This is a genomic window from Pedobacter sp. HMWF019 (assembly GCF_003061025.1).
Classification (GTDB): domain Bacteria; phylum Bacteroidota; class Bacteroidia; order Sphingobacteriales; family Sphingobacteriaceae; genus Pedobacter.
On record NZ_QAIL01000481.1, the window covers coordinates 1 to 9,741 of the forward strand.

Below are 9,741 nucleotides of genomic sequence, written 5' to 3' on the forward strand. Positions count from 1 at the left end.
CAATGTATTATGGGTGGTTTTTTTTAATTTAAGTATGTTAAGTTGTTGGTTTATAGGGATGCATGGGCTATTGGAGGTCTTAAGTTGATTTAGATCAATGCTGAATTGTCTAAAGGTAGAAAAGGAGCAGGAAACACCTGTACCTTTAAAAGGATATTCATTTAATGCCCGATCCTTGAGTTATGTTAGAATTACCTTATTTAGAGATTTTTGCTGAAAATTTTGATAAAAAATTTAGAAATAGAGTATTACAAAAAGTAGAAGTTAACTATAAAAAATGCATTAATGTTTCTATAGCAGATCTAAAGGAAAGCCTGGAAGGCCAGGAGCTAAAAAAAGTGTTTCGCAGGGGCTTGACTTTGTGTTTTCAATTTAAGAATCATACGGTCTTGGAAATGTGTGTTAGATCAAAGGCAGAATTGGTGGTTTTAGAAGGAGAAGAAGCTTATCGAGGGTTAATAAATCTATATTTCAGCGGAGGTCAGGTTCTTTCTGTAAAAGATCCATTGAAGCGAAGTGCTTTTTTCTTAAATCCCATTCAGACAGCCATTCCGGATGTATTGAGTAAGGAAATGACTGTAGAATACTTGAAAAGTATATTCTTAAATAATACAAAACAAATTAGAGATGTTCTTACAGATCAAGAAGTGATTGGGGGGGTAGATGAAGCATATGCGGATGAAATTCTCTGGTACGCGGAAATTTCTCCTTTTTCCATTGCAGGTAGCATCCCCCTGGAGGAAGTAAAAGTGCTTCTAAGGACAATGAAATATGTTTTACTCGATGCAATCAAACAAATCAAGAGGATAGATTTTGGTAAAATTGGTTATGCAAACCCCGATCTATTGATGATTCATCATGTAGACAAAAAGAAGAGCCCTACGGGTTATGATATTCAAGTAAAGACGGTAGCCGGCGCTAAAGTTTATTATACCGATGAACAAAAGCCATATATTTAAATTGCTAAGGAATATTCGCCTTTTGTGCCTACTTTTGCTGCGGTGAGACGATATATTCTAATAGTATTGATGATGGCTGTTATTCAGGATCAGGTGCCGATACGCGAGTTTCTAAAGCTACCTATGCTCATTGTACACTTTCACGAACACCAGTTGAGCAACCGTAACATCAGCTTTTCGGAATTTTTATCTATGCATTATGCCCAGGAGGATGATCATGATAATGATCGTTTTAAAGATAAGCAATTGCCTTTTAAGCATCTTCACACCTCGAACGGAGTAGTTAGTTATATACCTTCTACCTGGAAATTTGAATTTAAGCAGAAATTATACGATTTGGGCAAAAAGGTTAAAGCACAGGAATATCTTTTGTTTATCCCTTATTATCTTTCAGGTAAGATTTGGCAGCCTCCAAAATGATCTGTAGTAATTTGCTATTCATGGTCCTTTAATTGGTGTTTTCCATTGCAGGCCTTATTTTTTAAGTGGGCGGAGAACAAAATTTCTAATAATTTTATACAAAAACATATGAACGACAACACTTCTGTTGAGGTACCTGTTCAAAGTAAACAACAAATTACAACAGTATCAATAATTGCCAGTGCTAGTCTGGCTGTAATTAAATTCGTTATTGGTATATTAACCGGTAGCCTTGGGCTTATTGCTGAAGGCATGCATTCCCTTTTAGACCTTTTATCTACAGTGGTCACTTTTATAGCTGTAAGAATAGGTGCTAAACCTCCTGATGCCAATCACCCTTATGGGCACGAGCGGGCAGAATCTCTTGGTGCCCTTGCCGGAATGGCTTTACTTGGTGCAACTGCCATTTTTATTCTTTACCATGCGATTGTTAAGATTGTTTGGGAACCAGGTGCGCCAGAAGTTACCATTTGGTCATTTGCGATCATCATTATAAGTATAGTTGTAGATTTTCTGCGGGTACGATCGTTAAAAAAGGCCGCTAAACACTATAGAAGCCAGGCTTTGGCCTCAGACGCTGAACATTTTAGCAACGATATGCTGGGTGCTTTTTCTGTTTTGGTTGGACTTCTGTTTATTCTTTTGTCAAAATATGTTGCGCTTCCAGTATGGCTGGTGGAAAGGGCGGATGCTATTGCTGCTTTGGGTGTGGTTGTTATTGCATTTAAATCTGTGATCAGCATTGGAGGGCAGGCTTTGAAATCTTTAATGGACGATGTACCTGAAGACCTGGCACCCCGGTTACAAAAACTGGTAGAAGATTTACCTGATGTGATGCCGGGTACAGTAAACCTCAGGGCGAGGGTTGTTGGTAATAAAACTTATGTGGAGGCCACCGTTGGGACTTCCAGGGAGCTCACTTTTGAAAAGGTGCATCAATTAACTGAAGAAATTGAGAAAACCATCATTGATGAATTTAATGGGGATGCAGAAGTTATTGTTCATCCGGAACCAATTGTCCTTGCAAATGAACCCTACAGTGCTAAGATACGCGCGATAGCGGAAAGATTGAGTTTGAGAATCCATAACCTTAATCTGTATATGGTGAGTGATGAGATGAGAATTGAACTTGACCTGGAGTTGCCAGATGGTCTTAGTCTTTTTCAGGCGCATGAGAAGTCAGAGATGCTGGAACAGGAGCTCTTCTCTGAACTTGGGCCGTCTATAAAAGTGGCTGTTCATATTGAACCAAGAAATGAAATGCTGAAGCCGGCGATAAGAAGGGAAAAATATACAAAGGAGATAGGCGATGCGCTTTTAAGTATTCTAGATTATGATCATGTGTTATTGCAGGATGTTTTATTAACTGATGAAGGACTTGTAGTGACTTTGATTATTGGAATGGATGATGAGACTCCGTTGTCTGATGCCCATTTGACCATGCATAATTTGGAACGTTCGTTAAGGAAGCTGATCCCAAATATAGTACGTGTACATATTGATCCGGAGCCCATGTCCAGATATATAGCCGCTCATGAGGTGAGTTAAAACGTTTAAAAACTACAACATCTATAGATTTTAAATATATTTGCACGGCCAATCTTTTTTGGGGAGTGGTTTTGTACAATTTTAAATGATAAGGCTAAATAATATAACCAAGACATTCGTTCTTCGGGATCGATCTGTTACTGCGCTTTCTGGAGTTTCGATACATGTACCTCAAGGTAAAATATTTGGGGTAATAGGTGCATCTGGAGCTGGTAAAAGTACGTTGATCAGGTGTGCAAATTTGCTGGAGCAACCTAGTTCGGGAGAAGTATATATTGATGGAAAGAACCTAATGGAACTTTCCAGATCTGCTCTGGCAAAAGAACGCAGACATATAGGAATGATTTTTCAGCACTTTAACCTGCTGTCTTCGAGAACGGTTTATCAAAACGTTGCCTTTCCTCTTGAGCTGGGGGGGGCTTCAAAAGCAAAAATCAAGGAGCGGGTTTCTGAATTGTTAAACTTCGTTGGTTTGGAGGATAAACATGCCGACTATCCGGCAAGCCTTTCGGGGGGGCAGAAACAGCGGGTGGCTATTGCCAGGACCCTGGCGGCGAGTCCAAAGGTATTGCTTTGTGATGAGGCGACCAGTGCGCTGGACCCGGAGACAACCGCTTCCATTTTGAAACTTTTAAAGGATACCAATGAGAAATTTGGCATTACGATATTACTCATTACGCATGAAATGCAGGTTGTAAAAGCGATCTGTGACGAGGTAGCGATCATTAGTCAGGGGGTGCTGGTGGAACAGGGTAGTGTAAGTGAGGTGTTTTCTCATCCCAAGAGCGATCTTGCAAAGAAATTCATTTCCTCTTCTATTAAAGTAACACTCCCTAGCGAGTATTTGGAACGCATTCAAAACAACGCATCTGGATCAGGTAACCCGGTTATCAAACTCACCTTCAATGGTGATTCTGCCGATAGTGCCGTACTTTCGGAGGCTGCAGAGCTGTTTGGTGTTAGTAACAATATCATCACTGCTCAGATTGAACATGCTGCCGGAATCAAATTCGGAACAATCCTTGTTGAAGCTCGTGGGAACAAAGAAGACCATGAACGTGCGCTGGCTTATTATAAAACTTTAAATATTGGTGTGGAGGTGCTTGGCTATGTCTGAATCTATGATTAGGCTCTTGGTGAGCGGTACACTCGAGACCATTGTAATGACCTTTGTTTCTGGCTTCTTTGGTTTTCTTATAGGCTTGCCAGCAGGTATACTGCTTTTTATTACTCGAAAGGGACAGATCCTCGAACATCCTTTTTTAAACAGGCTTCTTGCAGTTCTTGTAAATGTATTTCGTTCCATTCCGTTTATTATTTTAATTGTCTGGATGATTCCGTTTACCAGAGCTTTGGTTGGAACTTCCATTGGCGTAAAAGCGGCACTTGTTCCTTTGAGTATAGGAGCTGCACCCTTTATTGCAAGGATGATAGAGAATAGCTTGCTGGAGATTCCATATGGACTCATCGAAGCTGCCAGGGCACTGGGTGCAAGACCAATGCAGATTATCCGTAAGGTGCTTCTTCCTGAAGCCTTACCGGCAATTATCAACAGTGCGTCGATTACCCTGATCACTCTTGTTGGCTATTCTGCTATGGGCGGCGCTGTTGGTGCTGGCGGGCTTGGGCAGATTGGTTACCAGTATGGTTATATAGGCTATAATGTTCTGGTGATGAATACCGTTTTGGTATTGCTGGTTGTTATTGTATTTCTCATTCAGTTTGGCGGCGATCGCCTTTCAAAATATTTTGATCACAGAAAATAAAAGTATAAAATCTAATAAAATGAATACCACTTTCAAAAAATACTTAAAGTCAGCGCTGATATTATCCATAGCCTTTCTTGCGGCCTGCAGTGGCGGGGCTAAAAAAAATGATCCTAACCATATTATAGTGGGGGTTGAATCTGGTCCGGAATATACTATTGCACAGGTTGCTCAGAAGGTGGCCAAAGAAAAATACAACCTTGATGTTGAACTGGTGCAGTTTAATGATTATGTAATGCCCAACGAGGCCCTTAATCAAGGCGATATTGATGTTAATGCCTTTCAGAACAAACCTTACCTGGATGTACAGGTAAAGCAAAGGGGCTACAAGTTTGCCATAGTGGGAAATACTTTTGTTTATCCTATTGCCGGTTATTCCAGGAAGATCAAAAGCCTCAAGGAACTCAAAAACGAGAGTACGGTTATTATTCCGAACGACCCAACCAATAGTGGCCGGTCATTATTGTTGCTTCAGACAGCTGGTCTTATTAAGCTAAAAGCGGGTGTTGGCCTTTTACCAACTCTTAACGACGTGGAAGATAATCCTAAACACCTAAAAATCCTTGAACTCGAAGCACCACAGCTTCCACGGTCTCTGGATGATGCAAATGTATCTATAGCTATTATTAATAATACTTTTGCTGCGCCTATTGGTTTGGTGTCTACAAGAGATGGTCTTTTTATAGAGGACAGCAAATCACCCTATGTAAATGCAATTGTTGCCCGGGAAGATAATAAAGATGAAGATAAGGTGAAGCGTTTTGTTAAGGCTTATCAATCTAATGAAGTTGAAGAAGCAGCGAAGGTGGCCTTTAAGGGAAGTGCGATAAAAGGTTGGTAACTGCATGATTGTACGGGTGCTGTTCGATAACGAACGATTATTATTGGTGGGTTTGAGTTAAGATTCTGTATATTAGTGTTTTGTGGTTTTTAAGGCTCTTGGCACAAACTTAGTGAACCATTTATTGCTATGTTCAGACTCAATTTAAAAATCGCTTTGCGTAATCTCTGGAGAAATAAGACTTCTTCGGTTATTAATATTATTGGTCTGGCAGTTGGTTTATCTGCCTGCTTGCTGCTGCTTTTATATGTCAATTATGAGATGAATTTTGATCGTCACTTTAAGGATGCCGATAAAATCTATCAGGTGATGACTAATTTCCAGGATGCTACCGGAAAGATTACAAGCACAGGAGGATCACCGGGAAATGGAATTGCAATGGCCATTAAAGCTAAAGTGCCAGAAGTAGATGCGATAACCCGCATGGGTGGTGGCGATGAATCGCTTATCGCTAATCAGCAAAGGGTGTTTAAAAGAACGGATCTCTTTGCTGATCCGGATATACTGAAAGTATTCAATTATGAATTTATAGTTGGCAACCCCAGTTCTGCACTGGATGCTCCGAATGCAATTGTTTTGACTGAAAATACGGCGAAACTTTTATTCGGTACTACCGATGTGTTGAATAAAACGGTGAGGTATAAAAACGCATGGGATTTAAAGGTTACGGGCGTAATCAAAGACTTTCCGGCCAATACTTCAATCAGATTTGATTATTTGATGCCCTGGACATTTTTTGAAAGTATAAATGATTATGTTAAACATCCGGGCTGGGGAGATTTTAGCTTTCTGGCTATGGCCAGAGTTGATGATCCGACAAAGATTGACCTGATTAATTCGAAAGTGAGGAAGCTGTTCAATGAAAATTATACAGCTCAAAAGAATGAGAATTTCTTATTTCCCATTTCAGATATGCATTTGCATGGTGAGTTTCTGAATGGTAAAAGCATAGGTGGCGAAATAGAACGTATCTATCTTTTTATTGCATTGGCTTTTGGTATTTTGCTTGTGGCTTGTATCAATTTTATGAATATGGCTACAGCAAAATCGGAACGCAGGGCAAAAGAGGTAGGGATTAAGAAAACGATTGGTGCAACAAGGAGCTCTCTGGTAACGCAATTCCTTACTGAAGCTATGGTACTGACTGTGGTGGCCGTGTTAATTGCCATTGCAATGGTTGAACTGAGTTTACCCATGTTTAATAATTTGCTGGGGATAGATATTGTTATTGGTTATACCAATACAGGCTACTGGTTTGGGGTCATCACCGTGGCCTTGCTAACTGGTCTTTTGTCGGGGGCTTATCCGGCATTGTTTCTTTCCTCCTTTAACCCGATCCAGATTTTAAAAAAGAAAACGGCAAGGGCGAAACTCATTCCTGTTAACCTGAGGCAGGTACTTGTTGTTGGGCAATTTTGTTTTGCGATTATATTGATCATTGCTACTCTGGTGATCTATAGACAGATGCAGTATATAAAGAATAAACCTGTAGGGTATAATATCAATTTACTTGCAGAGATGCCTCAGGATGGTGAACTATCCGGTAAGTTTGAGTTGTTTAAAGAGCAGGTGCTGAAAACAGGAGCAGTTACTGCCGTAAACGAGTCTTCTCAGAGTATGACTCGTGTGGGCAATTGGTTTTACGGTTTTCAATGGCCCGGAATGGAAGAAAAGGGAAAGGAAATTGTTTTCAACCGTCTTCAGACCCAGTATGATTTTGTGAAGACGAGTGGGGTAGAAATGCTGGCAGGCCGGGATTTTTCCAGAGATTTCGCTTCAGACACTGCGGCAATATTGCTGAGCAGCACTGCGGTGAAGGTGATGAAACTTAAAAATCCTATAGGGACAATGGTCAATTTATTTGGAAATCAGTTGAAGGTTATAGGTGTGTTTAAAGATTTCATTTGGGATTCTCCTTACCGTTCCGGACGCCAGATGGTGATTAATTTCAGTAAACGGGAGGGGGGCAATATTAACATGCAGTTAAATCCCGCCAACAGTTTGAGCAAGAATATTGAACTCATATCAGGTTTGGTCAAAAATATCAATCCTGAATACCCTGTAGAAATTAGATTTGTTAACGACCTGTATTCAAAGAAAATGCAATCAGAACGAATTCTGGGTGTTCTGGCCAATCTGTTTGGAGGGATAGCGATCCTGATCTCGTGCATGGGGCTTTATGGACTGGTGGCTTATAGTGCCGAGCAGCGCACCAAAGAGTTTGGTGTACGTCGTGTATTGGGCGCCTCCGTTGGCAATATCATGGAACTCCTTTCGCTTTCCTTTCTGAAAATGGTGTTTTTCGCTGCCTGTATTGGTGTGCCTTTGGCATATTATCTGATGAACAAATGGCTCACTAATTTTGAATTCAGGACAACTGTTTCCTTGTCAATTATATTAGCTGCAATAGCAGGGACTGCAGCTGTTGCATTTTTGACGGTTGGTTTTCAGGCTTACAAGGCTGCAAAAGCCAATCCGGTTGAGGCGTTGAAGTATGAATAGAGCTGAATTTTCTATTTCTTAATTATATACTATAAAAGTTCAGATTGCTATAGCTGTTTCGATTTTTCTTTTATTGTTGGTGCTGTTGTTGCTGTATATAAACAAACAAAATAGTAAAGAAACAGGCTTAGGTATCAGCAAGTCTTGAAAAGAATAGAGCTTAGTTCAGATCTGGTTTCGGTAAAACAACCGGCTCAGGGATTAATGACAAAGGAATCGGAAGATAGATTACTTGCCGGACTTCATAAACTGGAGGAGAAGAAGTTTTTCCTGCAGGGCGATGTGTCTTTATCTACCTTGCAAGCGAGCTAATTTTAAGAACATGCCGCTACCCTGATGTAGTATGGAAAACAACACACACGATCTTGAAGAACTGGAGCAGGTAAACCTCAAAATAGAATTAATCGAAAAGGACAGGGAAATTATATCTCAGCATGTAAGCCATCAAATTATTGCATACATCAACGAGCTAAAGTCTTTAACAAAATCTTTAGCTGATACCTCTTTAGATAATGAACAAACTGCGATGATACAGTTGATTAATATGTATGCTAATCAATTAAAGAGGTTTATAAAGTAGAGGTAAAAAAGCCTATGCAATGGTTTGATGATTGCATAGGCTTAACTGATTTATTCTTCCAGACCCATTTTTTTCATTACGATATCGCTTACTCCAGTGGAGGAATATCCGCCATCGTGGAATAGGTTCTGCATGGTTACCATACGGGTTAAGTCTGAGAACAATGTGATACAGTAATCTGCGCATGATTCTGCATCTGCATTGCCTAATGGTGCAATGGCATCGGCATAATCAAAGAAATCGCCAAATCCTTTAATACCTGTACCGGCTGAGGTTTTTGTTGGTGATTGTGAAACTGTATTGATACGTACTTTTTTCTCTAAACCATAGTGGTAACCAAAACTACGTGCAATAGACTCAAGCATAGCTTTGATATCAGCCATATCGGTATAGAAAGGGTAGGTACGTTGTGCAGCCATATAAGTTAGGGCTACAACACTACCACCTTCATTAATGGCGTCTAGTTTTTTGGCAACAGCCAGCATTTTATGGAATGATAAAGCTGAAACATCAATTCCTTTCATAAAATAGTCGTAGTTTGATTCTGTGTAGGGAATCTTTTTACGAATGTTTACGCTCATGCCTATAGAGTGCAGTACAAAATCTACTTTACCGCCTAAAATTTCTTGAGATTGGGTAAACAGGTTGGTCAGCTCATCAACACTGGTTGCGTCTGCAGGAATAATCTGCGATCCGGTTTTTTCTGCCAAAGCATTGATCTCTCCCATGCGCATAGCAATTGGAGCATTGGTTAATACAAATGAAGCACCTTCTTCATGCGCTTTTTCAGCAACTTTCCATGCAATGGAGTTTTGATCTAACGCGCCGGTAATGATACCACGTTTCCCTTTTAATAGATTATACATATTATATCTGTTTTAAAATGAGCCAAAGGTAGTATTTTTCTTTTTGGTCGCAAATAGCCCGTTAAATTGTCCTATTTAGCCTCTGTTAAAATCAGATTTTCCTTCCACCTTTGTAATGCTGGCTTGAACAAATAAATTATGACAGCGAAAGGGAGCAGAAACCAATTAAAACGGGCGAAACCGAAAAGCCATACGAGTAGGAAAATAGAAAAATGAATTTTATGTCAGATAATAGTGTTTCTTTACACAGGGTTCTTAA

The 9,741-nt window shown here is 40.0% G+C and carries 10 protein-coding genes; 9 read left to right on the forward strand and 1 reads right to left on the reverse strand.

Features of this window, described 5'->3' with window-relative positions:
- The first annotated feature begins 182 nt into the window (after positions 1-182).
- The 9 genes from DBR11_RS24910 (at position 183) to DBR11_RS24945 (ending at position 8,616) form a co-directional block, all read left to right on the forward strand.
- Positions 183-959 (forward strand): DNA-formamidopyrimidine glycosylase family protein, encoded by a 777-nt coding sequence (locus tag DBR11_RS24910; RefSeq protein ID WP_108555289.1) that lies wholly within the window; start codon positions 183-185, stop codon positions 957-959.
- 69 nt (positions 960-1,028) lie between these two features.
- The gene (locus tag DBR11_RS24915; RefSeq protein WP_108555290.1) at positions 1,029-1,379 is read left to right on the forward strand and encodes a hypothetical protein; all 351 of its coding nucleotides are present in this window, start codon (positions 1,029-1,031) and stop codon (positions 1,377-1,379) included.
- Positions 1,380-1,487: 108 nt separating this feature from the next.
- On the forward strand, positions 1,488-2,927 hold the full coding sequence (locus DBR11_RS24920) for a cation diffusion facilitator family transporter (protein ID WP_146186658.1): 1,440 nt from the start codon (positions 1,488-1,490) through the stop codon (positions 2,925-2,927).
- A gap of 85 nt (positions 2,928-3,012) precedes the next feature.
- Entirely contained in the window at positions 3,013-4,044 is a 1,032-nt protein-coding gene (gene metN / locus DBR11_RS24925; RefSeq protein ID WP_108555292.1) for a methionine ABC transporter ATP-binding protein MetN, read from the forward strand.
- 4 nt (positions 4,045-4,048) lie between these two features.
- The gene (metI, locus tag DBR11_RS24930) at positions 4,049-4,693 is read left to right on the forward strand and encodes a methionine ABC transporter permease MetI (protein ID WP_369974453.1); all 645 of its coding nucleotides are present in this window, start codon (positions 4,049-4,051) and stop codon (positions 4,691-4,693) included.
- Between the two features lie 19 nt (positions 4,694-4,712).
- On the forward strand, positions 4,713-5,534 hold the full coding sequence (gene metQ, locus DBR11_RS24935; RefSeq protein ID WP_108555319.1) for a methionine ABC transporter substrate-binding lipoprotein MetQ: 822 nt from the start codon (positions 4,713-4,715) through the stop codon (positions 5,532-5,534).
- Positions 5,535-5,663: 129 nt separating this feature from the next.
- On the forward strand, positions 5,664-8,036 hold the full coding sequence (locus tag DBR11_RS24940; protein WP_108555294.1) for an ABC transporter permease: 2,373 nt from the start codon (positions 5,664-5,666) through the stop codon (positions 8,034-8,036).
- 144 nt (positions 8,037-8,180) lie between these two features.
- Positions 8,181-8,348, forward strand: a complete 168-nt coding sequence (locus DBR11_RS29735) for a hypothetical protein (protein WP_158275378.1) — start codon at positions 8,181-8,183, stop codon at positions 8,346-8,348.
- Between the two features lie 31 nt (positions 8,349-8,379).
- Complete coding sequence (locus tag DBR11_RS24945; RefSeq protein ID WP_108555295.1) at positions 8,380-8,616, forward strand: hypothetical protein; 237 nt, start codon at positions 8,380-8,382, stop codon at positions 8,614-8,616.
- Positions 8,617-8,666: 50 nt separating this feature from the next.
- Here the strand turns inward: DBR11_RS24945 and DBR11_RS24950 are convergent, their stop codons facing one another.
- Complete coding sequence (locus DBR11_RS24950; RefSeq protein ID WP_108555296.1) at positions 8,667-9,482, reverse strand: enoyl-ACP reductase; 816 nt, start codon at positions 9,480-9,482, stop codon at positions 8,667-8,669.
- Between the last annotated feature and the right edge of the window lie 259 nt (positions 9,483-9,741).

Excerpts from the sequence above, each read along its gene's own strand:
- DBR11_RS24910 (WP_108555289.1), top strand. The coding sequence starts at position 183 with ATGTTAGAATTACCTTATTTAGAGATTTTTGCTGAAAATTTTGATAAA.
- DBR11_RS24915 (WP_108555290.1), top strand. The coding sequence starts at position 1,029 with ATGATGGCTGTTATTCAGGATCAGGTGCCGATACGCGAGTTTCTAAAG.
- DBR11_RS24920 (WP_146186658.1), top strand. The coding sequence starts at position 1,488 with ATGAACGACAACACTTCTGTTGAGGTACCTGTTCAAAGTAAACAACAA.
- metN (WP_108555292.1), top strand. The coding sequence starts at position 3,013 with ATGATAAGGCTAAATAATATAACCAAGACATTCGTTCTTCGGGATCGA.
- metI (WP_369974453.1), top strand. The coding sequence starts at position 4,049 with ATGATTAGGCTCTTGGTGAGCGGTACACTCGAGACCATTGTAATGACC.
- metQ (WP_108555319.1), top strand. The coding sequence starts at position 4,713 with ATGAATACCACTTTCAAAAAATACTTAAAGTCAGCGCTGATATTATCC.
- DBR11_RS24940 (WP_108555294.1), top strand. The coding sequence starts at position 5,664 with ATGTTCAGACTCAATTTAAAAATCGCTTTGCGTAATCTCTGGAGAAAT.
- DBR11_RS24945 (WP_108555295.1), top strand. The coding sequence starts at position 8,380 with ATGGAAAACAACACACACGATCTTGAAGAACTGGAGCAGGTAAACCTC.
- DBR11_RS24950 (WP_108555296.1), bottom strand. The coding sequence starts at position 9,482 with ATGTATAATCTATTAAAAGGGAAACGTGGTATCATTACCGGCGCGTTA.